Here is a 22,362-nt window from a genome sequence, read left to right as displayed (position 1 = left end):
CGGCGGGGCCCGCCTGGAAGCCGGTGCCTCATGAGGGCCGAACTGAACCTGCGCGGCAACCACGCCGTCCTCACCCGGGCCAACCCGCTGGTGAAGTTCACGGCGGTCTTCCTGATCACCCTGGTGCTGGCCCTTTCCATCGACTGGGTCTCGGCCACCACGGCACTGGTGGCCGAGTTGGCACTCTTTCCCTTGGCCGGCCTGACTTTGGGCCTGTTGTGGCAGCGGGGCTGGCCGCTGATCCTCGCGGCGGCCCTGGGCGGCTGGAGCACAGCGATCGTTGCGGCGGACAGCGGCGCCGTGCTGCTCGATGCCGGGATCTGGTCCATCAGCGAAGGTTCGCTGCAGCTGGGGCTAGGCTTTATGCTCCGCGGGCTGGCGATCGCGCTCCCGGCCATCCTGCTGATGAGCTGCACTGACCCGACCGACCTCGCCGATGCGCTGGCCCAGAAGGCAAAACTGCCGCACCGCTTTGTGCTCGGCACCCTGGCGGCGATGCGGCTCGTGGGGCTCATGGCTGAGGAATGGCAGACCATCGGCATGGCGCGGCGGGCCCGCGGCGTGGGCTCGCACGGAAGTCCGCTGCAACGGTTGCGCGCAACACTGGGCCAGAGCTTCGGGCTGCTGGTCCAGGCCATCCGGCGGGCCTCCCGGCTGGCGGTCACCATGGAAGCCCGCGGTTTTGGCAGCGCGCAGAGGACCTGGGCCCGGGAATCCACCTACTCGGTCCTTGACGTCTGGGTTTTACTGGGCGGCGTGCTGATTGCGGCCGCCGCCGTCGTGTCAGCTGCCGGCCTGGGGACCTGGAACTTCGTCTGGCGCTGACCGCACGACTCAGCTAATCGCGCGGGTCAGCTACTCGCACGAGTAGTCGTAATCGAAGCCCTGCGACACAAACTGGGTCAGGGCTACGTCACCGCCGGCCGTCAGCGGCGCATCTGAGCAGTTGGCTTCCGCCCCTGCTGCCGTGCGGGCGCCTGCCAGCCAGCTGGGCAGGCCGTAGAGGTTGCTGGACTCGTCCACGATCCCCACGATCAGCCCCCACTGGTACCCGGAGGAGTAGATTCCGACGTCGGCCCCAATGCTTTGATAGAACGTTGTCATACCTTCGAGGACTGCGCGGTTGGAGTTCCTGTCGGTGGACCAGCTGTTGTCCGTTTCCACGTCCAGCCACCAGAGGTAGTCCCCGGGCCGCTCAATGCCGCGGATCTGCGCGTTGTCATGGGCCTTGGCGTAGCCGTACATATAGGCGCAGGCCGCACCCACATCCTTGGTTTCGCACGTTCCGTAGGGGTTGGCGACTGTCTGGCCGGCCGGGTAATCGTTGCTGGCGGGCCACCATGAGCCGGCAAGGCCCGGGTTGGCGGTGTTGACGTAAAGGGCAACTGATGGCTGGTCTGTCGGGTTCACGCTGATGGCCTCAGCCCAGCGGAGCTGTTCGGCGAGGCAGGGGTTGGTGGCGTTGGCGAGGCCGTTGTTCACACCCACGATGCCGAAGGCCGGAGCTTTGGGGAAGGCTTTGCCGCACTGGGGCCAGGAGATGTCGTTGCCCAGGGCCTGCTCGGCGCCGTCGCCCGGTGACGGTGCGGCGCTGGCCGCCGGAGCCATTGCCAGGGCCCACGCGGCCAGCAGCAGGCAGAGCGCCGTGAGCAGCGCGGCACGGAAAGTTGCGGCCGCATGTCCATGCATCGAGTACCCGTACCTCGAGTTTTCGTGCATCGCGGACCTCCACTGTTGCCGCCGCCGCAGGGCCTTGACGCTGGCGCAGTCCCTGGGGCTGGTATGCAGGGCGTGCGACGCCGGTATTTTCAGTCTCCACTGCCGGGCGGACAGGGTCAAGGCGGCAAAAGTTCCCCAGGGATATCGCATGAGATGGATAATGTGTGATGATTCTCGCCTCTAGCGGGCATTTCCCGTACCGAATAACTCATTTGTGATATTTTTTAGCTATGACTCAGGAAGCTGCCGAACACATTGCCGCCACCCTGCGGGACGCCCGCACAGAGAAGGGCTGGACCCAGGGACAGCTGGCGGCGGCCATGGGAACCAGCCAAAGTGCTGTGGCGCGGATGGAGCAGGGCAAGCAGAATCTCAGCCTCAAAATGATCCAACGGCTCGAAACCATCTTTGGCCGCAGCATCGTCAATGTGGGCAGGCCGCAGATGACGCACCTGCGGATCGAAGGCGGCCGGACCCTGTCCGGCGCGGTGGACGTCAACAGCAGCAAGAATGCCGGCGTGGCGCTCCTCTGCGCCAGCCTGATCAACCGCGGCACCACCGTCCTGCGCCGCCTCGCCCGGATCGAAGAGGTCAACCGGATCGTCGAGGTGCTGACCAGCATCGGCGTCGAATGCACGTGGCTCAATGACACCGACCTCCAGCTGCGCCGGCCGGCCGAACTCAATCTTGCCGCCATGGACGTTGATGCCGCTCGCCGCACCCGCAGCGTGCTCATGCTCCTGGGTCCGCTGCTGGATGAATCCGCGGAGTACCTCCTGCCGTATGCCGGCGGCTGTGACCTCGGCACCCGCTCGGTGGAGCCGCACATGCAGGCGCTGCGCCAGTTCGGACTGTCGGTCGAAGCCACTGCCGGCTTCTACACCGTGCAGGCTCCGAAACCTGACACGCAGGACCGCTCGTTCGTCCTGTCCGAACGCGGCGATACGGTCACGGAGAACGCCATCATGGCGGCCGCCCACCGTGCCGGCACTACCGTCATCCGCAACGCCAGCCCCAATTACATGGTCCAGGACCTCTGCTTCTACCTCGAGATGCTGGGGGTCAGGATCGACGGCGTGGGCACCACCACCCTGAAGATCACCGGGCAGCCGTTCATCGACGCCGACATTGAGTATTTCCCGTCCGAGGACCCCATTGAGGCGATGAGCCTCATTACCGCCGGCATTGTCACCAACTCCGAAGTGACCATCCGGCGCGTGCCCATCGAGTTCATGGAGATCGAGCTGGCCACGCTGGAGCAGATGGGCCAGCAGCTGGAGGTTTCCGGGGAGTACATGGCGCGGAACGGCCGCACCCGGCTCGTCGATGTGACCACCAAGCCCTCGGAGCTGCGCGCGCCGGAAGACAAGATCCACCCCATGCCGTTCCCCGGACTGAACATCGACAACCTTCCGTTCTTTGCGGTCATCGCTGCCAATGCCCATGGCCAGACCATGATCCACGACTGGGTCTATGAGAACCGGGCCATCTACCTCACGGAGCTGAACAAGCTCGGCGGCCAGGTCCAGCTGCTGGACCCGCACCGGATCTACGTCAACGGCCCCACGAAATGGCGCGCCGCCGAGGTGGGCTGCCCGCCGGCCCTCCGCCCGGCAGCCTGCCTGCTGCTTGCCATGCTGGCCGCCCGCGGCGTCTCGGAGCTGCGCAACATCTACGTGATTGAGCGCGGCTACGAGGATCTGGCCGAGCGGCTCAACGCCATCGGCGCCAAGGTGGAGTACTTCCAGGACTAGTGCTTCGTCATGATGGGCGGTAACCCGGCGAACCGGGCGTCGGTTGAAGCACAATATAAGCATGCGAACATTCGGCGTCGAGGAAGAACTCCTGATCGTTGATCCGGAGACGGGGGAGCCGCTTGCCTTGGCGGATGCCCTGCTGTCCGGCCGCCGGCTTGCCGCTGATGATGCCCCGGAGGATCCGCAGGTCCTGGGTGCCCAGGACAAAACCGTTTACGACGACGACGAAATGGGCTTGAGTGCCGAGCTCAAGCTGGAACAGATCGAGACCCAGACACGTCCGTGCCTGGAGTACGCCGAACTGTTGCCGCAGATCCGGGCAGGACGGCGCCTCGCGGACGAGGCCGCTCGGAAACATGGTGCGCGGGTAGCTGCGCTGGCAACGTCCCCGCTGGCGTCCACCAGCCACACCACCCCGGACGCCCGGTACGCGCGCATGCTGGAGCGCTTTGGACTGACCGCGCAGGAGCAGCTGACCTGCGGCTTCCACGTCCACACCTACATCGAATCACCTGAAGAGGGCGTGGCAGTCCTGGACCGGATCCGGGACAAGCTGGCCGTCCTCACCGCCCTGAGCGCCAACTCGCCGTTCTGGAACGGGGTGCCCACCGGGTTCGAAAGCTACCGCACCCAGGCCTGGAACCGGTGGCCAACCTCCGGGCCCGCCGCCATCTACGGCACCTACTCCGCCTACCGCCGCGTGGTGACGCGCCTGCTGGATAGCGGGGTGATGCTGGATGAAGGCATGCTCTACTTCGATGCCCGCCTCTCCCGGAACCATCCCACTGTGGAAGTCCGGGTGGCCGATGTCTGCCTCCGCGCGGAGGACGCCGCCCTGATCGCGGTTCTGGTGCGGGCCCTGGTGGAGTCGGCCAGCCGGGACTGGCGCGAGGGCGTCGATCCCGCGCCGGTGCCCACAGTGCTGCTCCGGATGGCGGCGTGGCAGGCAAGCAGCAGCGGGCTGCATGGCGAACTGCTGGATTTCGGCACTTTCCGGCCCGCGCCCGCCGTCGATGTGGTGCGCTCGCTGGTGGACTATCTGGCGCCCGTCCTCGAGGAGCAGGGCGAGCTTGCTCTGGCCCGGCAGGGTGTCGAGGACATTATTGCCCGGGGCACCGGCTCGGCTGAGCAGCGCCGGGCGCGGGACTCCGCCCTGGAAAAGTCAGACCCCGACGACGGCGGGCTGGGCACCGTGGTGTCTTACGCCGTCGGCGTCACCATGCGCGGAACCTCCGGCGTGCCGGAGGTGGATGACGCCCCTGAACTGCTCAGGGTCCGTCAGTCCTGATTCCCGGGGGACATGCCCTCCTGGGCGGGGCCGGCCGCAGCTGGCCCCTCTTCGTAGCGCATCAGCTGCGCTCCGATCGCCCCTTCCACCAGATAGAAAACAAACGGCGGGATGTCCTTCGTGCCGGCCAGAATGGCACCGAAAACGGGGGCGCCCACGGCCGAGGTCAGGCCGCTCCAAGGCTTGAGCGGCGAAAGCAACAGCCCCGCACCCAAGGCAGCCAGCGCGCCCACATGCAGTCCCGAGTAGGTGAGGAACGGCCAGTTGGCGCCGCGCCGGTAGGCGAACTTTTCGAGGTCGGTGGCGCGGTCCGCGAGGGCCACGACAAACAAAGGGGCGCCGGCAACGAGTGCGGCCGCCGCTCCCGTGGCCAGGGTCTTCGTGGGGCCGGACCGGACGGCCTGGGCGAACCGGACGAACCCGACAGGCACGGCCATGGTGCCCGCGGCTGCAAGGAACTGGCCCAGTACCCAGGGCCCGCGGCTGCGCTGGAGCATGGCCAGCCTGGCGGCCGGGTCCCTGGTGGCGTGCACCATCCCCACGAAGGAAATTCCGATACCCCAGCAGGTGCTTGCGGCGACGATAACCGCTCCCGCCCTGCGATAGGGCCTGAGGCCTTGCGGTGTTTCTCTTCCAGTCATGGCGCGCTCCCGGGGCAGGCGGATGCGGTGGCCCAGCGGCATCGCGGTGGTGACCACGAAGCTACGCCGCACCGGCCCCACGGTCAACAGGGAGGTAGCGGGAGGGATGAACAGCGGGGCTCAAGCCCCCAACGCCAGACGGACCCCCAGCGCCAGCATGACAACGGCCACGAAGCCGTCCAATATGCGCCACGAGGACGGCCGCGCAAAGAACGGACGCAAAGCCCGGGCTCCGAAACCCAGGGCGCAGAACCACCCGAAGCTGGCCGCCATTGCACCGCCGCCGAACCACCACCGCAACTCCTCCACCTGCTGATTGGCGACGGAACCGAGGAGCAGCACGGTGTCCAGGTAGACGTGCGGGTTGAGCCAGGTCAGGGCGAGCACAGTAGTGATGGCCGCCCCCGCGCGGAGGGCGGGTTCTTTGCCGGAGGCCGTCAGCGCACCCGGACGGATGGCCCGGCGGGCCGCCAGAACGCCGTATCCCACGAGGAACGCGGCCCCGGCATAGCGCGCCACATTCACCACCACAGGACTCGCCTCCATCAACGCCCCGACGCCGGCAATCCCCGCGGCGATGAGCACCGCATCGGAGACACTGCAGACGAGTACGACGGCGGCGACGTGCTCACCGCGGATGCCCTGCCGCAGCACGAACGCGTTCTGGCTGCCGATCGCCACGATGAGGGCGAGGCTGGTGCCGAAGCCCAGGGCGACAGCAGGGACGAGAGCAGAAAATTCCATGTTTTCCAACCTACGGCGGCGGCTACAATTACACCAGCTAATGATTCTTAGCTCTATTAAGGAAAGCTAATGAAAACCTTTCAGTTGGAGCAGCTCCGGACCTTTGCGGCTGTGGTGGACGGCGGCACGCTGGAGGCGGCCGCCCGCACCCTGTACGTCACGCCGTCGGCCATCTCCCAGCGGCTCAAGGCGATGGAGGATGCGGCCGGGCAAATCCTGCTGCAGCGGACCAACCCCGCCCGGCCCACTCCGGCGGGTGAGGCGGTCCTGCGGTTCGCCCGGCAGGTCAGGCAACTGGAGTGGGATGCCCGGCAGGAGCTCGGGGACAGCGACGGCGAACAGAGCAGGCCCATCCCCCTGGTGGTGAACGCCGACTCCCTCTCCACGTGGTTCCTGCCCGCGTTGGCAAGCCTGCCCCCGGGCCTCGGCGCCTCCTTTGAGCTTCATCGCGAGGACGAACAGCATTCCACGCAGCTGCTGCGGACCGGCCTGGTGATGGCCGCGGTCACCGCCACTCCGGAAGCGGTACAGGGCTGCACCGTGGAACCGCTGGGTGCCCTGAGATACCGGGCCGTGGCCAGTCCCGGGTACATCAGCCATTGGTGGCCTGCCGGCCCGGAACTTGCCGCCGGCAGCCTGGTACCGGTGGTGGACTTTGACCGCAAGGACCACCTGCAGGATGAATTCTTCACAGCGGTGACAGGCGCGGTCCTGGCTGCGCCGCGGCATTACGTTCCGTCCTCGGCAGAGTTCGCGCAGGCCATCCGGCTGGGACTGGGATGGGGACTGTTGCCGGAACAGCAGTGCCAGGCAGACCTTCGGAGCGGGGACCTCGTGGAGCTGGCTCCGGAGCATCCGCTTGACGTTTCCTTGTACTGGCAGCGCTGGAAAATCGACTCACCCCTGTTGAACCAGCTGTCCGCCGCGGTCCGTGAGACGGCGGCCAGGCACCTCCGCGAGCCCGGATCCTGACCGTCGCCCACGAGGAGGGATGCGTCCGCGCAGGCGGCATGCGATACTGGCGGCCGTGACGTCGTCGTATTCGTTCCGGGCCGAACTGTGGCTCTATCCCGGCGAGGCCGGATGGCACTTCCTGACGGTGCCACCGGACGTTGCCGAGGAACTCCGGGAACAGGGAACGGCTTTCCGGAAGGCATTCGGAGCGGTCAAAGTCACGGCGGAAATCTCCGGACACACCTGGCAGACCTCGGTCTTTCCTGACAGCGCCAGCGGCTCGTTCCTGCTCCCGGTGAAGAAGACCGTCAGAGCTGCCGCCCACGTCAGCGCCGGGGATGAGGTGGAGGTCCGCCTCACCGTCCTTGGTGACGGGTAGCACGATTCGCCCTGCCCGAACCATTCCCTTTGCCTTGGCCGCTGAATAGTATTGGCCAACGGCGCGTCGAGGTACGCATCGCATACAAGGGGGACGATGCATGGAACATCCGACGCGACGCAGCGCGCTGCTGGGAATGGGGCTGGCCGCTGTCAGCGTCGGCGTGGGGGCAACCGCAGCCACGGCAGCCCCGGCCCCGGCCGTCACCCTCACACCCTCAGCCGGTCCGCCCGGCAGCAGCGTGACGCTCAGTGGATCAGGGTTTCCGCGATCGTCCTCGGGCACCGTGACGGGCGGCGCGGCGCCAGTACCTTTTCAGACCAGCAAGGGCGGATCCTTCAGTGCGGTGGCCACCATAGCGGCAGCTGTGCAGGGTCCTGTGGCACTGACGGCGGCTGCCGGCAAGACGTCTGTCACCACAACGTTCAGCGTCCTGGCCGGTGTGCCGCCTGTCAGCGGGGCGTTCCTTCGGTTCGGCGTCGCCACCCCAGGGGGAGCCGCGGCCACTGCTGAGCTTGATGCTGTGGCGGCACTCGTGGGGGAAAGCCCGGGTATCGTCCTGTCCTACAAGGACTTCCGGCAGGCCCCGCCGGTTTCCGAGCTGGAATCGGTGGTGCAGCGCGGCGCGATGCCGCTGGTCACCTGGGAACCGTGGATCGCCGGCGCCGGCGTAACCCAGCCGGGCTATGCCCTGGCACGCATCACCGCAGGAGACTTCGACCCGTACATCAGCCAGTGGGCAGCCGCGCTTGCATCCTGGGGCAAGCCGATGATGCTGCGGTTTGCCCACGAAATGAACGGCAACTGGTACCCGTGGGCTGAAGCGGTCAACGGCAATGGCCCCGGGGAATACATTCAGGCATGGCGGCACGTGCACGGTCTCGTCAGCGCGGCCGGAGCAACCAATGTGAACTGGGTGTGGGCGCCCAACGGAGGCGGATCGGTTGAAACCGCCGGGCTGTATCCGGGCGATGCGTATGTGGACACCGTGGGCCTGGACGCCTACAACTGGGGAACAACCCAGGTATGGAGTTCCTGGCAACTGCCCGCAGCCGTGTTCGGTCCCCATCTGGCGGAGCTCCGGACGATCGCCCCCGGCAAACAGATTGTCATCACCGAAACAGCAAGCACCGAGACCGGCGGCAGCAAGCCGGACTGGAACACGGCGCTTGTCTCCTACCTGAGGGCACAGCCTGATGTCTCCGGGTTCGTGTGGTTCAACCTGAACAAGGAGACCGACTGGCGGATCAACAGCAGTGCCGCGTCAGCGTCCGCCCTCTCGTCAGCGCTGGCTTCCCGCCGCTAAAGGGGCAGTCCGCCGCCAGGACGCCTGCCCGGATCCTGCCTGCTCAGTTCCCGCCGGGTCAGATCCCGCCCGGTCAGACCTGCTTGAGCGCCTGTTCCAGATCGCCGATGAGATCGTCCACGTCCTCCAGGCCAACCGAAAGCCGCACCACGCCGTCGCTGAGCCCGATGGCGGCGCGGCCTTCGGGACCCATGGCACGGTGGGTGGTGGTGGCCGGGTGGGTGATCAGGGATTTGGCATCGCCGAGGTTGTTGGAGATGTCGATGATCCGCAGGGCATCCAGCAGCGCAAAGGCGGCGTCCTTGCCCGAGCGGCCACCCGTCGTCGCAAGTTCCAGCGTGAGGACGGTGCCGCCGGCCTTCATCTGCCTGGCGGCCAGCTCGTACTGGGGATGCGACTTCAGCAGTGGGTACTTGACCCAGCTGACGGCCGGCTGCTGTTCAAGCCATTCGGCGAGCCGCAGCGCGGACGCGGAGGAGTGGTTCACCCGGAGCGACATGGTTTCCAGGCCCTTGGTGAGCACCCAGGCGTTGAACGCGGACAGCGCAGGTCCCGTGTGGCGCATCAGTTGCTTGACCGGGCCGTCGATGAATTCCCTGGTGCCCAGGATGGCCCCGCCCAGGACCCTGCCCTGGCCGTCGATGTGCTTGGTGCCGGAGTAGACAATCACATCCGCGCCGAACTGGCCGCAGCGCTGCAACAGGGGCGTGGCAAAGACGTTGTCGACGACGACCGTGGCCCCGGCGGCGTGTGCGAGTTCGCTGACCGCCGCGATGTCCACGATCTCCTGCATCGGGTTCGACGGCGATTCGAAGAAGACGGCCGTGGTGGGCTCGGACAGGGCTTCGCGCCACTGGTCCAGGTCAGGGCCGTCCACGAACACCGTCTCCACGCCCCAGCGCGGCAGGATTTCGTTCAGGATCACAAAGCAGGAGCCGAACAGTGAGCGTGCGGCCACTACCCGGTCCCCGGCTGCCAGCAATGCACCCAGGGCGGTGAAAACGGCTGACATGCCCGACGCCGTCGCAAAGCAGGCTTCCGTACCCTCCAGCAGGCGGAGCCGCTCCTGGAACGTGGCCACGGAGGGGTTGCCGTACCGGGAGTAGACGAATCGTTCGTCCTCCCCGGTGAAGGCGCGCTCGGCTGCGGCTGCGGATTCGTAAACGAAGCCTGAGTTCAGGAACACCGGCTCGGTGGTCTCCTGGAAATTGGTGCGGTCCAGTCCGCCGCGGACCGCCTGGGTGTCAGGGCTCCAGCCGGCGGCATCTTTGTTGAAGGTCACTTAGTTGCTTCCCAGGTTGGTGGGCAGGCCGCGGTTCTTCCAGCCGTTGACGGTGCGCTCGCCGTAGCGGTCCGGCTCGCCTTCGAAACCCTCCAGAACGTTGAAGGAGGTAAAGCCGGCCTGCGTGGCGGCGATGGCTGCGGCGATGGACCGCTGGCCCGAACGGCAGAGGAACACGAGCTCGGTGGCTGGGTCCTCCGGTGCCTGTTGGGTGAGATCGGTGAGGAAATCCGGGTTGGGGATCCCGCCCGGGAACGTCCACTGAATGAACAGGGGATCATTGTCCGTGGCTTTGGTGTCCGGGATTCCGATGTGTGCCCATTCGCCTTCGGTGCGGACGTCCACCAGAATGGCGCCCCGTTCCAGCTTGGCCCAGGCTTCCTGGGGGGTGAGGTCTCCGGCGTAGCTCACGCGTGGCCCTCGCCGTCGAAATCGAGATCGTCCACAGCGGTGGCGACGGCGGCGTCAGCGCTTGCGATGGCTGCCGGGAGGATGAGGGCCTGCGCAACTATCACCTGGCCGCCGTTGGACGTTGCGGCCGGGCTGCCGTGCAGGACATACCCTTCGGCCAGGGCGGTGGAAATCCGTTCACAGAAGGACCTGTCATCCGGTCCCGTAATGAGCCGGTACAACAGTTTCTCTTCAGGGGCGGGGGCGTCAGACACGACGGAACTCCTTCTTTCACGCTTGCAGCTCGAATGGGTCGATATGCCGAGTATTCACCTGAGGCACCCCGCCGCGAAAGGGAGGGTTGCCGACCGGCCAGTCAGGGCTTGGCGCCGGTTCTCATTACTCCCCAAAAACGTAACATCCGGTCCACCCGGCCGCACCGCCGCCGTCGTCATGTTCCGTAACCAATCCGGATTTCCGTAACCTGTGCGTGCTTCTCCGGCAAGCGTCCGGGCGGGACAATCAGGCCATGGGGGACAGCAGCGGGGGAGGCAAGAGGACGCTACGCACGAAGGGAACCGGCATGCGGTTGACTGCCGCGGCACTGTGCAGCGCTTCGATCCTGGCAGCAGTAGCCGGGCTGGCCGGTTGCCGGGACCCTGCAGGTCCGCCGCCCTGCATGCCGCCCACGTACACGGTTTCTCCGGCCGAAGCCCGGCCCGGAGACGAGGTGACGGTCCGCGCGCAGGACACCACGTGCGATGCACGCTACGGTGCGGACGCCAGGGTCCAGGTGACGGTCCGGGATGCGGCCGGCGTCAACGTGCTGGAGGAACTGGCCCCCATGACCGACGACGGCGGCTTCACCTTCGTGTTCACTGTTCCGGCAGAAATGGCCGCCGGGCAGGCAGGGGTGTCGGCCTACCCCTACGGCGTGGACTGGTGCGACGACACCGGAGTCAATAACAGGGTGGCGTCCGGGCCTCAGGCCCTGGTCCGGGTCTCGTGTGCGGAGCGCCTGGTGCCGCTGGTGATCCTGGCCGGCTAAGGCCGGTCATGACAAACCGGCCGGCCGGAACGCGCCCGGCGGCCCGGACCTGCCGGGACCGATAGAGTCTTCGCTGGGGGCACTGGCCGCCATCACTGATAAGCCGTCCTGGGGGAGGGTCCACACCAGCATGCCAAAAGCCACCGTACTCAGACGCGTGCCGCCGTCGGCCGCACCCGGATTCCGCAGCCCGCTGCCTGCAGCGTTCCTCGCGGCGCTGCTCCTCCTGTTCAGCCTCCTGCCTGCCGGTGCTGCCGCAGCCGCCGGGTCCGAACCGGCTCCGGAGGAGGGCAAACCCCTGCTGGGCGCTGTCCTCGAATGGGGCCAGGACTCGGCCGAATCCTTTGCTGAACGGCTGGGGGCTACCCCCGCGGTCTTCGGCCACGACATCTCCATCCCTTTCCGCGACGCAGAAGAGACCAACCTCCGGCAGTTCCTGGACCAGGCTGCCGCAGTGGGCTCCCATGCCATGTTTACCGTCAAGCCCACCGTCCCGCTCGAGCAACTCGATGCGGCGGCGGCCCAGGCGTTCGCAGCTGAAGTCGCCGGCATTTCGTCGGGGTTCCAGGGCCAACTGCTGGTGCGTTTTGCCCCGGACATGAACGGCAGCTGGGTTGACTGGGGGCAACAGCCCGCCGCATATCGCTCTGCCTTCCGGGCCGTCGCGGCCGAGTTCAAGGAAACGGACGACGCCGGCACGGTCATGGTCTGGGAGCCCTACCTTGGGCGGGACTACCCCTTCGAACGGAACCGCAACGCCCCTGCCGCCGGCAGCGAGGGCTTTTCCCTGCTGGACACCAACGGCGACGGCGCCTGGGACGGCGCGGACGCCGCGTATGCGCCCTACTATCCCGGGGACGACGCCGTCGAATGGGTGGGTCTTTCGGCTTACCACGATGACACTGCCGGGAAGGCCGCTGTCAACACCGTGCCTGCGTCCGGGGAGCTGGCGGGGATGCTGGCCGGCTCCGGAAACGAGGACTTCTACGCCAGCTACGTTGAGCAGCGGGACAAGCCGTTCCTCCTGCAGACGGCCGCCTTTTATAGCCCGTCCACCGGCGGCGCCGGGGAAGCCGGGATCAAGGGCGCCTGGTGGGACCAGGCTCTTGACGTGGCCACGTCTGAGCGCTTCAGCAGGACGGCGGCCGTTGTCTGGGACGAGCGGGTCAGCACCCGGGACACCGGTGTTGCCAGCATTGACTGGACCATCACCGGGAACGCTGACGTGGCGGCAGCAGCGCGGGCCCGGCTCGATGCCTCAGGCCTGGTCACCGGACCGGTCACCGACATCCAGGCCGGGCAGGCTTACTCCGAGGCCAATACCCTGACCGGTGCCGCCGCCTGGAGTGTTGGAGCGGCCCTGCTCATCCTGCTCGTGGCGCTGTGGCAGATCCCCCGCAGAGTCGCTGCGGTAGGGGCGTGGGGCTACACCGATCCTTCGAAGCGGGACTCCCGGGTGGACCTGCTGCGCGGCCTGGCCATCGTGTTTGTAGTGGTGAACCACCTGGGGATGACGTCCCTCTTCCAGTTGCTGACGCAGGAGGCGGTGGGCTTTGTCTCCGGCGCCGAGCTCTTTGTACTGTTCTCCGGGCTGGTTGTAGGCATGGTCTACGGGCCGCGGGTCAAGGACGACTTCGGCACGGTAGTGGACCTGACGGCGCGCCGGGCCGGAAAGCTCTATGTCACGGCCCTGGTGGTGCTGCTGGGCATCTTCCTGATCTCGCTGTCGCCGATTTTCCAGACCGATTCCCTCACGTCGTACACCGACCAGGGGACCGGCGGTGCCGGGCATGACTCTGCCGGGCGGGCCTACGATCTGTATGCCGGCATGGAAGCGCTCTTCCAGTTTCCGGTGCCGCCGCAGCTTCTTCCCGCCATTCTGCTCCTGCAGTTCGGGCCGTGGCAGTTCAATGTGATGGGCCTGTATGTCATCCTGCTGCTGGCCAGCCCTTTGATTCTGGCTGCGCTCAACCGCGGCAAAGCCTGGTGGGTGCTCGGGGCAACGCTCGGCATCTATGCGCTGGGCGCAACCACCCGCTTCCGCCTGCTGCCTTCCCAGTTCGAGGACTCGTTTCCCCTGCTGGTGTGGCAGGTACTGTTCGTGATCGGCCTGGTGGCGGGGTTCCACCGGCGGAAAGTGGTGGCGTGGCTGACGGCGAACCCCTGGGCAGTAGTGGTCTGTACTGCAGGTGCAGCCGTTTTCGCGTTCCTGTCCTGGGGCAATCCGTACCTGGCCAATGGCTTTGACCTCCGGTTGGCCGTCATTCCGGACAGCGCCTACCGGGCCATGTACGATTCCTGGTTTGCGCGGACCTACCTTGCCCCCGGACGCCTGCTCAATGTCCTGGTCCTGGTGGTCGCCTCGTACGCGTTTCTCACCGCCTACTGGAAGCCCATGGAGCGTGCCCTGGGCTGGTTCCTCATCCCGCTGGGCCGGGCAACGCTCTACGTGTTCGTCGTTCACGTGGTCCTCATCGCGGTGATCGCCAACATCCCCGTGCTGCGCCAGGGGGATGTGCTCATCAACACCGCCGCCTACGCTGTGATCCTCGGGCTGCTGTGGATCATGGTGCGGAAGCGTTTCCTGTTCCGCATTATCCCGACCTGACGCCAGCGGGCAGGCCTCAGGCTCTAAGAATGCTCAGGCTCTGAAAACGCTCAGGCTTTGAGAATCAGGGCATCGCCCTGGCCGCCGCCGCCGCACAATGCCACCACACCGGTCCCGCCTCCGCGCCGTTTCAGTGCGAGTGCCTGGTGCAGCACGAGGCGGGCCCCGGAAGCGCCCACTGGGTGGCCCAAGGCGATGGCACCGCCGTCGGCATTGATCTTTCCGGCGTCGATCCCGAGGTCCTTGGCCGACTGGAGCACCACCGACGCGAACGCTTCGTTGATCTCAATGAGGTCCAGGTCATCGACGCCCAGGCCCTCCAGTTTCAGCGCCCGCTCGATGGCGCGGGACGGCTGGGAGTGCAGGGAGCCGTCCGGCCCCGCGGTTTGACCGTGGCTGCCGATCTCCGCAATCCACGCGAGGCCGGCCGCTTCCGCCGCAGCCTTGCTGGCCACCACCACGGCAGCGGCGCCGTCGGACAGTGGAGACGAGGAACCGGCAGTGATGGTGGCTGACGGGTCTTTGGAGAACGCGGGCTTCAGCGCCGCCAGGCCCTCAGCGGTGGTGCCGGCACGGATCCCTTCATCAGCATCAATGACGACGGCGGGTCCGCGGCGTTGCGGCACCTCCACCGGGGCGATCTCCGCCGCCAGGATGCCGGCCTCCCTGGCAGCCTCGGCACGTTGGTGCGAACGGGCTGCAACAGTGTCCTGGTCCTGCCGGCTGATGCCGAGTTGGGCGTTCCGGGCGTCGGTGGCGGACCCCATCAGTTCACCGGAAACAGGATCCTGGAGGCCGTCAAAATTCAGGGAATCCAGCAACGGGGCATCGCCGATCGCCACGCCGCTGCGGAGCCGGGGCAACAGGTGCGGGGCGTTGGTCATGGACTCCTGGCCTGCTGCGACGATGAAATCTGCCTCACCCGCGCGGATCATCCGGGCGGCGTCAATCACGGCTGTCAGGCCGGACAGGCACAGCTTGTTGATGGTCACCGTGGGCACATCCCAGCCGATACCGGCGGCGAGACTTGCCTGCCGGGCAGGCCCCTGGCCTGCGCCGGCCTGGATCACCTGCCCCACAATCACGGCCTGGATCAGCTCCGGCGCCACCCCCGAGCGCTCCAGGGCGTTCCGGATGGCGTGGGCACCCAGCTGGCTGGAGGTGAGGGAGGACAACCCGCCGCGGAACCGGCCGAAGGGGGTGCGGGCGCCGCCGAGGATGACGGGAATGTGAGCGTCGTTGCCCATGGTGTGCCTTTCCATGCTGCGGATCCAGGAGGTCTCAGGGCCAGCTTAGGCGAAATCCGGCGGTCCATTGGCGGTCCCGCATCAGCGCTGCTTCAGGCGTCAAGGATCAGCTGGTGCAGCAGGTGGTCCTGCCAGCGGCCGGCGATCTTCAGGTACTCCGGGGCAACCCCGATTTCCTGGAATCCGGTGCTCCGGAGGATCCTGCGTGAGGGCTCGTTGTGGAGCAGTGTGGCAGCCTGAACCCGGTGCAGCCCCAGGCTTTCCCGGGCCTGGTTGGCGGCAAACCTGACGGCCGCCGAACCGATGCCCTGGCGGCCCAAACCGGCATCCACCCAATACCCGAGGTTGGCATTGAGGAACGGGCCGCGGACGATCCCGGTCAGCGTCACGGCGCCGACGATTTTCGCGGACTCGGCGCCGTCCACCAGTACCCACGGAATTTCCTGGCCCACCGAAAGCTGGGCGAGTTTGGCCTGGATGATGTTCAGTTGGTGGCCTGGCGAAAAGAACGCCTCATCGCGCGCGGGCTCCCACGGTGCCAGGTGATCGCGGTTCCGGCTGTATGCCTGGCTCATGCCGGCGGCGTCGGTGCGGCGGAGCAGCCGGATCCAGACTCCCGGGACCAGCGGCACCGTCAGATCCGAAGGCGTGAGGCTTTCCTGGGCCACTGCTGCCTACGTCCGGGCGAGAAGGGCTGCCACGAAAGCTGCCGTGGTTGCCAGGACCCTTGAGCCCTGGCATCGGCTGCAGTTGATGTCAGCAGCCAAGGTGTCCTTGCGGGCGTCAAGTACCACTACGGATCCGACACTCAGGTGCTGGTCCGTGTCGCAATCCGCGCACCACGGAAGACTTCCCCGGGGCTGCAGGGCGCCCCGGGGAAGGTATGAACAGGCTGGGGTGTTCATTGGCTAGACCAGGCCCGGGTAGCTGGTCAGGATGTAGTCGGCAGCGGCCGGACCCTTCATGCGCAGGCCGTTCCGCTCGGGGCGGATGCGGTCCTTCATGGCTGCCCAGAAGGCGGTTTCGTTACGGATCGGGCGTTGGTTGATGTGGCACCAGCTGGTGTAGAGGCCGTAGAGGGGGTCTTTGTCGAGGGTGACTTCAAATTCGGTGTCGCAAGAGGTGGCTTCGGAAAGGAATGTGTCGTACTGGGAATGTGCCATGGAGGCTCTCTTCCGCGAGGTGCATTTTGTGGCTGCCGTTCGGCTACAGCAGCCGTGCCTGAACGCCTTGCACTGGGAGTCCGGGGTGTCGATACGGGTGACGGGGAAACTGTTTTCAGCAGGTTCCCTACAATGTAGACTGTAGCCGTAGACTACAGATTCAGCAAGCGTCTTTATTATTTGCTGGCCATGTAGGCAACACCTACACAGGACGGAATTTCCATGGCTTCCCCGAAGGATCCCGTAACCGAGGCTTCCGCTCAGAAGCTCCGGCTGAGTAAGGAAATTGTGCTGGCAGGCGCGCTGGACCTGGTGGACACCGAGGGCCTCGATGCACTGACCATGCGGCGGCTGGGGCAGGAGCTGAACTGCGATCCCATGAGCCTCTACCGGTACGCCGAAAACCGGGCAGCGTTGCTGGACGGTGTCTCAGAGCTGGTCTTCAACGAGCTTGAGATCTTCCCCCACGACCCGGACTGGAAGGCTCAGCTGCGCAGGATCGCCCACGATCTGCGGCTCCTGGCCCTGCGGCACCCCAACGTCGTCCCGCTGCTCGTGACCAGGCCGCTGTCAACGCCGCTTGGGCTGCGGCCGCTGGGAACCCTGCGGCCGCTGGAACAGATCCTCTCGCTTCTGGTCGACGCCGGGTTCGAACCAACGGATGCGTTGCACGTTTACCGCGCCTACTACGGCTTCCTGTACGGGCATATCCTCAATGAGCTCCAGGAGTTCATTGTGGATCCGGAGGAAAACGAGGTCCTGCTCCGGCTCGGCCTGCACAGGCTGCCGGCCAAGGACTTCCCCAGGCTCCGGGCCCTTGCACCTGTCCTTGCCGACTACGACGGCGCGGCAGAGCTGGACCAGGGATTGACCATCCTGCTTTGCGGCCTGGAATCCAGCCTCACGCAGTCGGTGCCGTCCGCCACCGACTGATCCGCCACCGACCGACCCTCCGCCGGCCCGGCCCTCCGCAGGCGCGCGAGCTGCCTGCGGTGCATGGCGTTATGGACTGGTGCTACTCGAACGACGCCCGGCGCCGGTCCGAAAGCCTGGTGTTCCACACATCGGGCTTATTGACCTTAAAGCGGCGCCCGGTCAGGGCCCGGGCGTTCAGCCGGATGTAGTGCTCCTTGCTTCCCGGCTGCCAGGGCTCCAGGCTGAGGGCATCAACGGCATCCTTTTCAGCCTGGTCCTCGATCAGCGCCGTGTCGCCCCGCACCACAACACTCCAGGCTTCCTCGGTGTGTGGGTCGTAGCCGTCGATTTCCAGGGCCGCAGGCCGCTCGGATGAGGCCACCCACAGTTTGGTGCCGGCGGAGGTCCGGAAGACGATGCTCCTGCGGTCCAGGGCATAGTTCACCGGAAAGATCTCGGGGTGGCCGTCAACGACCAGGGCCAGGCGGCCCACGGCGTCGTTGGCGAGCAGTTCCCAGCATTCGTCAAACGTCAGGTTGATGTTCGGCTCCGTGTGCGAGTTCATGCACCACACCTTACGGCCCGGGCTCCCGGCCCAACAGGGCCTGACCAGCACTTGGCCACATTCCGCGGCCAAATTCTCCCGGCCGGCTTTCGTCGTTTCAGCCATTGGAACCAGGCCCCTTTCGCACCTGCGCGGGCAGTTACGGTGAAGTCTCCTGGCCTGGTGGTTCCCCCAGGCCCCCGGCGGAGGGCAGAAGTAGCTCAGTGACAGACAGCAACCCCGGGAGCAGCGGCCTCACGCCGGGCTCCCTGACACCCGTCATCCCCGGTTTCTTCCCGGACCCCACCATCTGCCGTGTTGGGGACGATTTCTATCTGGCGACTTCGAGCTTTGAGTACTTTCCCGGGGCGCCGATCTTCCACAGCCGCGATCTGGTCCAGTGGGAGCAGATCGGAAACATCCTGACCCGCCGGAGCCAGTTCGTGGCCGGGGACAGGCGCAGGTCGGGCGGCATTTTCGGGTCCACGCTCCGCCACCACAACGGACAGTTCTGGTTCGTGACCACCAACATGAGCGATTTCGGCGGCGGGCACCTGCTGTTCCATGCCGCCGATCCCGCCGGGCCATGGAGCGAACCGGTTCCGATTGCGGGCACACCGGGCATCGATCCGGACATTGCGTGGGACGACGAGGGAAACTGCTACCTCACCTGGCTGGGTTTTGGCCCCGGCGCAGGCGGCTCGGGCGTGGTCCAGGCCCGGCTGGATCCGGAGGAGGGCAGGCTGCTGGAAAGCCCCCGAAAACTCTGGCAGGGATCGGGCCTGGCGCACCCGGAGGGTCCGCACCTTTACCGGACGGGTGGCTGGTGGTACCTGATGATCGCCGAAGGCGGCACTGAGCGGGGCCACTCAGTGTCCATCAGCCGGAGCACGTCCCCCACCGGGCCATTCGAACCGCACCCTGACAACCCCGTCTTCAGCCACCGCAGCCTCGGAACCCCCGTTCAGAACGTGGGTCACGCGGACCTTGTCCAGGGTCCCGACGGCGGCTGGGCGGCAGTCCACCTGGGCGTGCGGGTCCGCGGCTCCAGCCCCGGCTATCACGTGCTCGGCCGGGAGACGTTCCTTGCCGGCATTGACTGGGAGGACGGCTGGCCCCGCTTCGAGGAGGAACGCTTTCGTATCCCGGCGCCGGACACGTCCTTCACGGATGACTTTTCGTCCGCTGCGCTGCACCTGAGATGGGTTTCGCCGGGCAACGATCCGGCGTCGTTCAGCCGGCCTGCCCCCGGTTCAGGCCGCCACCTCGCCGGCGAGGGTGAAGACGGTGCGGCAGGGACCGTGCCGCTGCTCGCCACCCGGGTGCGCGATGAAACGTGGGTAGCGCGCGCCACTCTCAGGCCGGTGGAAGGAGCCGCTGAACTGGTGCTCAGGATCGACGGGTCGCATTGGTACGCCGTCCAGGCTGACGGTGGCACCGTGCGGGCGCTGGCACGGATTGGCCCGCTGCAGCAGGAAATCGCGACGGCGGAACGCCGCCTGGGCGGTTCGCCCCTGGAGTTGGAGATCGCCTGCGCCGAGGCACCGTCGGCAGGCCAGCCCGGGAAGAACGTCGGGCCGGATGAAGTGTCGCTGGGGTTCCGTGCGGACGGGAAGCTGACGGTGCTGGCCCGGCTCGACGGCCGCTATCTGTCCACGGAGGTGGCCGGCGGATTCACCGGCCGGGTCATTGGAGTATCAGCCAGTGGCGGCAGCGCCGTGCTGGAACGCTTCGAGTATTCAGCAGTCAGTCCGCAGGCCCGGACCAGTTACCCAGATGCTTCAGGAGGGCATCCAGAACCGGAAGCTGGCCCTTCACCAGTTTGATCCGGGCGTCGGGTTCGGCAACCCACCGGGCGTCGTCCACCTCCGGGAACTCCTGGATCCTGCCTGATCCCCTGGGCCATTCCAGCGGAAAAGTGTTGCTCACTATCTGTTCGGGCCGGAAATCAGACTCCGCTGCGAACACGGTGATGATTTTCCCTGACGGCTGCCGGAACCCGCCCAGCGGCAGGTAGTCCACGGGCGGCGGGGGTGTACCGATTTCCTCCGTAAACTCCCGCAAAGCGGCCAGCAGCGGATCTTCCCCTGCCCCGTATTCGCCTTTGGGGATTGACCACGACTGGGTCGGCTTGCGCGCCCAGAACGGTCCGCCCATATGGGCTATCCAGACTTCAAGCCCGGTTGCCGGGCCGCGCCGGTACAACAGGATTCCTGCACTTCGAACTGCCATTTCTGTTCCTCCCCGCCAAGGCTATACCTGGCCAGGAAAGGGCCAGCAAAGGAGGCGGGCACCTGGCCGGTGCCCGCCTCCTTATTGGCCGCTTGAGATTGGCCGCTTGAGCGTCAGCTCATAGGGTCAGCCCAAGGATCAGCTCAGGGTCGCGGTGTCGATCACGAAGCGGTAGCGCACGTCCGAGGCGAGGACCCGCTCATAGGCGTCGTTGATCTTGCCGGCCGGGATGACCTCGATCTCGGACCCGATCCCGTGCTGGGCGCAGAAGTCCAGCATCTCCTGGGTTTCGCGGATGCCGCCGATCATTGAACCGGCGAAGGACCGGCGGCCCATGATGAGGGCGAACGCGTTGACCGGGAGCGGTTCCGCCGGTGCACCGACGTTCACCAGGGCGCCGTCAAGGGTCAGCAGCTGCAGGTAGGAGCTGATGTCGATCGACGCGCTGACGGTGTTGATGATCAGGTCGAAGCTGCCGGCCAGATCGGTGAAGGTGTTCTCGTCGCTGGTTGCGAAGTAGTGGTCGGCGCCCAGGCGGAGGCCGTCCTCCTGCTTCTTCAGCGACTGGGAGAGGACCGTGACCTCGGCGCCCATGGCGTGGGCGAGCTTGACGGCCATGTGGCCGAGTCCGCCGAGTCCGACGACGGCGACCTTCTTGCCGGGGCCGGCACCCCAGTGCCGCAAGGGGGAGTATGTGGTGATGCCTGCGCACAGGAGGGGAGCGGCGGCGTCGAGCTCGATGCCTTCGGGGATCCGCACCACGAAGTCCTCTGTCACGACGACGTGGGTGGAGTATCCGCCCTGGGTGATGGTGCCGTCGCGGTCCACTGCGCCGTAGGTGCCCACGTTTCCGGCCAGGCAGTACTGCTCTTGGCCCTTGACACAGTTGGCGCATTCACGGCAGGAGTTGACCATGCAGCCGACGCCCACACGGTCGCCCACCTTGTGTTTGGTCACGTCGGTACCCACCTCGGTGACGATGCCGGCTATTTCGTGGCCGGGGGCCAGCGGGTAGCTCTGGGGTCCCCAGTCGCCGCGGACAGTGTGGATGTCGGAATGGCAGATGCCGGCGAACTTGATGTCGATGAGCACGTCATGGGGTCCGACGTCCCGGCGTTCGATCGTGGTGGGAACGAGATCCCCGGTTGCGGACGGTGCAGCGTAAGCGTTTACGGTAAGCATTCTTCTCCAGTGTTGATTGTTCGAATGATTCAGTCGGTGCGGGGAGAGGATTCAGGACCCGATCAGGTGGAGCTGACACGGTCAGCCGCAGTTTCCCGGGCGTGCCGTCAATGGCGGAGTACAAGGGGCAGTGGCGGAGTGCAAGGGGCGGAGTACGGGCCGGGGGCCTCGCCGCCCGGACTGCCGATGGTGAACATCAAGCTGCCGGAATCCCGTTACGGTGCCAAACCCATGGGCACATCCGCGTACTGGGCAGTATCCAGCCTACCAAGGGCGCCCGCCGTCGTTCGAATCGTGGTTCCTCTCCCTGGCTTGCTCTCCAGCAAACAGCATCGGCGGCCACTGAGGGAGTCCCTGCTGATACCGGTACTGGCAGTGCCTCCCAACGGCACTGCCGGCCAGGAAGCGCTGCCGCCCCGGAAGCGCTGAAACCCGGGACGGTGCTACTGAATCCCGGCGTACAGGGCGTTGAGTTCGGCAGTCAGCTGTTTCTGCAGGGCCGGGGTTCCGATTTCCTTGCCGTCGATGTGGTTGACCGGTGCGAGCAGCCTGATGCTGGAAATCAGCCACACTGCATCGGCGTCGAGCAGGTCCTGCGGTTCCAGCGGACCGTAGCCGAGTTCCCAGCCGGCAGCTTTGGCGGCTGTGAACAGCGCTCCCTGGGAGGTTCCGGGGAGGATGCCGCTGTCCAGCTGCGGCGTGATGAGGCGGCGGATGATGCGCGTACCGCCTTCGCCGTCGCCGGTTGTCTCCAGGTGGGCCAGCAGAACGGTGGAGGTGGGGCCCTCCAGGACCCGGCCGTCCGAGGAAGTGAAGATGACGTCGTCTGCGCCCTGCTTGCGGGCGTGGCGGAGGGCCGCCATGTTCACCGCGTAGGAGAGCGTTTTGGCGCCGAGCAACAGCCACGGCGCGCGTTCGGCGACGTCGCTGTCGTAGCCGCGGTCCAACAGGATGACGTCGATG

The 22,362-nt window shown here is 66.5% G+C and carries 23 protein-coding genes and 1 riboswitch; of the genes, 10 read left to right on the top strand and 13 right to left on the bottom strand.

What is annotated here, in order from left to right; all coding sequences use genetic code 11:
* The first annotated feature begins 30 nt into the window (after positions 1-30).
* Positions 31-825, top strand: coding sequence for an energy-coupling factor transporter transmembrane component T family protein (locus DBR22_RS06845; RefSeq protein WP_108598383.1), 795 nt, complete (start codon positions 31-33; stop codon positions 823-825).
* A gap of 30 nt (positions 826-855) precedes the next feature.
* On the opposite strand, the gene DBR22_RS06840 is transcribed toward DBR22_RS06845, so the two are convergent.
* Complete coding sequence (locus tag DBR22_RS06840; RefSeq protein WP_375134919.1) at positions 856-1,719, bottom strand: hypothetical protein; 864 nt, start codon at positions 1,717-1,719, stop codon at positions 856-858.
* Between the two features lie 230 nt (positions 1,720-1,949).
* Here DBR22_RS06840 and DBR22_RS06835 point away from each other — a divergent pair, with 230 nt between their 5' ends.
* The gene (locus DBR22_RS06835; protein ID WP_108598382.1) at positions 1,950-3,473 is read left to right on the top strand and encodes a UDP-N-acetylglucosamine 1-carboxyvinyltransferase; all 1,524 of its coding nucleotides are present in this window, start codon (positions 1,950-1,952) and stop codon (positions 3,471-3,473) included.
* A gap of 61 nt (positions 3,474-3,534) precedes the next feature.
* Positions 3,535-4,764, top strand: a complete 1,230-nt coding sequence (locus tag DBR22_RS06830; RefSeq protein WP_108598381.1) for a glutamate--cysteine ligase 2 — start codon at positions 3,535-3,537, stop codon at positions 4,762-4,764.
* On the opposite strand, the gene DBR22_RS06825 is transcribed toward DBR22_RS06830, so the two are convergent.
* Both DBR22_RS06825 and DBR22_RS06820 read right to left on the bottom strand, forming a co-directional pair.
* On the bottom strand, positions 4,755-5,477 hold the full coding sequence (locus tag DBR22_RS06825; protein ID WP_258229069.1) for a hypothetical protein: 723 nt from the start codon (positions 5,475-5,477) through the stop codon (positions 4,755-4,757). The two genes, DBR22_RS06830 and DBR22_RS06825, sit on opposite strands and share 10 nt — an antisense overlap.
* A 48-nt stretch (positions 5,478-5,525) precedes the next feature.
* Positions 5,526-6,149 carry a LysE/ArgO family amino acid transporter gene (locus tag DBR22_RS06820; RefSeq protein WP_108598380.1) on the bottom strand — a complete coding sequence of 208 codons (624 nt, stop codon included), beginning with the start codon at positions 6,147-6,149 and terminating at the stop codon, positions 5,526-5,528.
* A gap of 69 nt (positions 6,150-6,218) precedes the next feature.
* Between DBR22_RS06820 and DBR22_RS06815 the strand changes: the two genes are divergently transcribed.
* From DBR22_RS06815 to DBR22_RS06805, 3 genes are all read left to right on the top strand, one after another.
* Positions 6,219-7,121: a LysR family transcriptional regulator ArgP gene (locus DBR22_RS06815; RefSeq protein WP_108598379.1), complete on the top strand. Its 903-nt coding sequence runs from the start codon at positions 6,219-6,221 to the stop codon at positions 7,119-7,121.
* A gap of 19 nt (positions 7,122-7,140) precedes the next feature.
* Positions 7,141-7,482 carry a DUF1905 domain-containing protein gene (locus DBR22_RS06810; protein ID WP_181365069.1) on the top strand — a complete coding sequence of 114 codons (342 nt, stop codon included), beginning with the start codon at positions 7,141-7,143 and terminating at the stop codon, positions 7,480-7,482.
* A gap of 100 nt (positions 7,483-7,582) precedes the next feature.
* A complete protein-coding gene (locus tag DBR22_RS06805) occupies positions 7,583-8,788 on the top strand; it encodes a glycoside hydrolase family 26 protein (protein WP_108598378.1) in 1,206 nt (401 codons plus the stop codon).
* A 73-nt stretch (positions 8,789-8,861) separates the two neighbouring features.
* On the opposite strand, the gene DBR22_RS06800 is transcribed toward DBR22_RS06805, so the two are convergent.
* Genes DBR22_RS06800 through DBR22_RS06790 form a run of 3 tightly spaced genes read right to left on the bottom strand, consistent with a single transcriptional unit; the run spans position 8,862 to position 10,735 of the window.
* Positions 8,862-10,070, bottom strand: coding sequence for an O-succinylhomoserine sulfhydrylase (locus DBR22_RS06800; protein ID WP_108598377.1), 1,209 nt, complete (start codon positions 10,068-10,070; stop codon positions 8,862-8,864).
* Positions 10,071-10,481, bottom strand: a complete 411-nt coding sequence (locus tag DBR22_RS06795; protein WP_108598376.1) for a rhodanese-like domain-containing protein — start codon at positions 10,479-10,481, stop codon at positions 10,071-10,073.
* Entirely contained in the window at positions 10,478-10,735 is a 258-nt protein-coding gene (locus DBR22_RS06790; RefSeq protein WP_108598375.1) for a DUF1737 domain-containing protein, read from the bottom strand. Before DBR22_RS06790 ends, DBR22_RS06795 begins: the two co-directional genes overlap by 4 nt.
* A 13-nt stretch (positions 10,736-10,748) precedes the next feature.
* Positions 10,749-10,864, bottom strand: a riboswitch (SAM riboswitch).
* Between the two features lie 179 nt (positions 10,865-11,043).
* Between DBR22_RS06790 and DBR22_RS06785 the strand changes: the two genes are divergently transcribed.
* Both DBR22_RS06785 and opgC read left to right on the top strand, forming a co-directional pair.
* Positions 11,044-11,508, top strand: a complete 465-nt coding sequence (locus DBR22_RS06785) for a hypothetical protein (protein WP_258229068.1) — start codon at positions 11,044-11,046, stop codon at positions 11,506-11,508.
* Positions 11,509-11,638: 130 nt separating this feature from the next.
* The gene (gene opgC / locus DBR22_RS06780; RefSeq protein WP_108598374.1) at positions 11,639-14,116 is read left to right on the top strand and encodes an OpgC domain-containing protein; all 2,478 of its coding nucleotides are present in this window, start codon (positions 11,639-11,641) and stop codon (positions 14,114-14,116) included.
* A gap of 50 nt (positions 14,117-14,166) precedes the next feature.
* Here the strand turns inward: opgC and DBR22_RS06775 are convergent, their stop codons facing one another.
* From DBR22_RS06775 to DBR22_RS06765, 3 genes are all read right to left on the bottom strand, one after another.
* Complete coding sequence (locus DBR22_RS06775) at positions 14,167-15,363, bottom strand: acetyl-CoA C-acyltransferase (protein WP_108598373.1); 1,197 nt, start codon at positions 15,361-15,363, stop codon at positions 14,167-14,169.
* Between the two features lie 92 nt (positions 15,364-15,455).
* On the bottom strand, positions 15,456-16,031 hold the full coding sequence (locus tag DBR22_RS06770; RefSeq protein WP_258229067.1) for a GNAT family N-acetyltransferase: 576 nt from the start codon (positions 16,029-16,031) through the stop codon (positions 15,456-15,458).
* 240 nt (positions 16,032-16,271) lie between these two features.
* Positions 16,272-16,526 carry a hypothetical protein gene (locus DBR22_RS06765; protein WP_108598372.1) on the bottom strand — a complete coding sequence of 85 codons (255 nt, stop codon included), beginning with the start codon at positions 16,524-16,526 and terminating at the stop codon, positions 16,272-16,274.
* A 222-nt stretch (positions 16,527-16,748) separates the two neighbouring features.
* Here DBR22_RS06765 and DBR22_RS06760 point away from each other — a divergent pair, with 222 nt between their 5' ends.
* The gene (locus tag DBR22_RS06760) at positions 16,749-17,459 is read left to right on the top strand and encodes a TetR/AcrR family transcriptional regulator C-terminal domain-containing protein (protein ID WP_108598371.1); all 711 of its coding nucleotides are present in this window, start codon (positions 16,749-16,751) and stop codon (positions 17,457-17,459) included.
* Positions 17,460-17,541: 82 nt separating this feature from the next.
* On the opposite strand, the gene DBR22_RS06755 is transcribed toward DBR22_RS06760, so the two are convergent.
* Positions 17,542-18,006: a pyridoxamine 5'-phosphate oxidase family protein gene (locus DBR22_RS06755; protein WP_108598370.1), complete on the bottom strand. Its 465-nt coding sequence runs from the start codon at positions 18,004-18,006 to the stop codon at positions 17,542-17,544.
* Between the two features lie 203 nt (positions 18,007-18,209).
* Between DBR22_RS06755 and DBR22_RS06750 the strand changes: the two genes are divergently transcribed.
* Positions 18,210-19,811 (top strand): glycoside hydrolase family 43 protein, encoded by a 1,602-nt coding sequence (locus tag DBR22_RS06750; RefSeq protein WP_258229066.1) that lies wholly within the window; start codon positions 18,210-18,212, stop codon positions 19,809-19,811.
* Here the strand turns inward: DBR22_RS06750 and DBR22_RS06745 are convergent.
* The 3 genes from DBR22_RS06745 to DBR22_RS24350 form a co-directional block, all read right to left on the bottom strand.
* Positions 19,732-20,217: an NUDIX domain-containing protein gene (locus DBR22_RS06745; protein ID WP_108598369.1), complete on the bottom strand. Its 486-nt coding sequence runs from the start codon at positions 20,215-20,217 to the stop codon at positions 19,732-19,734. The genes DBR22_RS06750 and DBR22_RS06745 overlap by 80 nt on opposite strands.
* Positions 20,218-20,355: 138 nt before the next feature.
* Positions 20,356-21,399 (bottom strand): NAD(P)-dependent alcohol dehydrogenase, encoded by a 1,044-nt coding sequence (locus tag DBR22_RS06740; protein ID WP_108598368.1) that lies wholly within the window; start codon positions 21,397-21,399, stop codon positions 20,356-20,358.
* Between the two features lie 443 nt (positions 21,400-21,842).
* A partial coding sequence (locus tag DBR22_RS24350; RefSeq protein WP_258229065.1) for an aminotransferase class IV occupies positions 21,843-22,362 on the bottom strand: 520 nt, incomplete at its 5' end.

Source organism: Arthrobacter sp. HMWF013, assembly GCF_003061105.1.
In the GTDB taxonomy this organism is placed as follows: Bacteria; Actinomycetota; Actinomycetes; order Actinomycetales; family Micrococcaceae; genus Arthrobacter.
The sequence above is the reverse complement of the archived record's forward strand: the minus strand, read 5'-3'. Positions and strand labels throughout refer to the sequence as shown.

Excerpts from the sequence above, each read along its gene's own strand:
- DBR22_RS06845 (WP_108598383.1), top strand. The coding sequence starts at position 31 with ATGAGGGCCGAACTGAACCTGCGCGGCAACCACGCCGTCCTCACCCGG.
- DBR22_RS06840 (WP_375134919.1), bottom strand. The coding sequence starts at position 1,719 with ATGCACGAAAACTCGAGGTACGGGTACTCGATGCATGGACATGCGGCC.
- DBR22_RS06835 (WP_108598382.1), top strand. The coding sequence starts at position 1,950 with ATGACTCAGGAAGCTGCCGAACACATTGCCGCCACCCTGCGGGACGCC.
- DBR22_RS06830 (WP_108598381.1), top strand. The coding sequence starts at position 3,535 with ATGCGAACATTCGGCGTCGAGGAAGAACTCCTGATCGTTGATCCGGAG.
- DBR22_RS06820 (WP_108598380.1), bottom strand. The coding sequence starts at position 6,149 with ATGGAATTTTCTGCTCTCGTCCCTGCTGTCGCCCTGGGCTTCGGCACC.
- DBR22_RS06815 (WP_108598379.1), top strand. The coding sequence starts at position 6,219 with ATGAAAACCTTTCAGTTGGAGCAGCTCCGGACCTTTGCGGCTGTGGTG.
- DBR22_RS06810 (WP_181365069.1), top strand. The coding sequence starts at position 7,141 with ATGCGTCCGCGCAGGCGGCATGCGATACTGGCGGCCGTGACGTCGTCG.
- DBR22_RS06805 (WP_108598378.1), top strand. The coding sequence starts at position 7,583 with ATGGAACATCCGACGCGACGCAGCGCGCTGCTGGGAATGGGGCTGGCC.
- DBR22_RS06785 (WP_258229068.1), top strand. The coding sequence starts at position 11,044 with ATGCGGTTGACTGCCGCGGCACTGTGCAGCGCTTCGATCCTGGCAGCA.
- opgC (WP_108598374.1), top strand. The coding sequence starts at position 11,639 with ATGCCAAAAGCCACCGTACTCAGACGCGTGCCGCCGTCGGCCGCACCC.
- DBR22_RS06775 (WP_108598373.1), bottom strand. The coding sequence starts at position 15,363 with ATGGGCAACGACGCTCACATTCCCGTCATCCTCGGCGGCGCCCGCACC.
- DBR22_RS06765 (WP_108598372.1), bottom strand. The coding sequence starts at position 16,526 with ATGGCACATTCCCAGTACGACACATTCCTTTCCGAAGCCACCTCTTGC.
- DBR22_RS06760 (WP_108598371.1), top strand. The coding sequence starts at position 16,749 with ATGGCTTCCCCGAAGGATCCCGTAACCGAGGCTTCCGCTCAGAAGCTC.
- DBR22_RS06755 (WP_108598370.1), bottom strand. The coding sequence starts at position 18,006 with ATGAACTCGCACACGGAGCCGAACATCAACCTGACGTTTGACGAATGC.
- DBR22_RS06745 (WP_108598369.1), bottom strand. The coding sequence starts at position 20,217 with ATGGCAGTTCGAAGTGCAGGAATCCTGTTGTACCGGCGCGGCCCGGCA.
- DBR22_RS06740 (WP_108598368.1), bottom strand. The coding sequence starts at position 21,399 with ATGCTTACCGTAAACGCTTACGCTGCACCGTCCGCAACCGGGGATCTC.